Below are 388 nucleotides of genomic sequence, written 5' to 3' on the forward strand. Positions count from 1 at the left end.
AGGAGTCTGGGCCGTGTCTCAGTCCCAGTGTGGCCGATCACCCTCTCAGGTCGGCTACGCATCGTCGCCTTGGTGAGCCGTTACCTCACCAACTAGCTAATGCGCCGCGGGTCCATCTATAAGTGATAGATTGCTCCATCTTTCCCAGCYCRGTCATGCGACCAAGCTGCGTATCCGGTATTAGCATTCGTTTCCGAATGTTATCCCAGTCTTACAGGCAGGTTACCCACGTGTTACTCACCCGTCCGCCGCTAACCAAGCGTTTTCCRAAGAAAACGCGAGATCCGCTCGACTTGCATGTATTAGGCACGCCGCCAGCGTTCGTCCTGAGCCAGGATCAAACTCTCCAAATTGGTGTTTGAAATGCTCATTACTTTTTATCGCTTTT

1 rRNA gene is annotated in these 388 nt (G+C 52.7%); it reads right to left on the reverse strand.

Annotated features, from left to right (window positions below):
* A 16S ribosomal RNA gene (locus AC1DLI_RS34430) occupies window positions 1-353 on the reverse strand; the annotation flags it as partial.
* Window positions 354-388: the final 35 nt, after the last annotated feature.

Source organism: Paenibacillus sp. 01T443 (assembly GCF_056398325.1).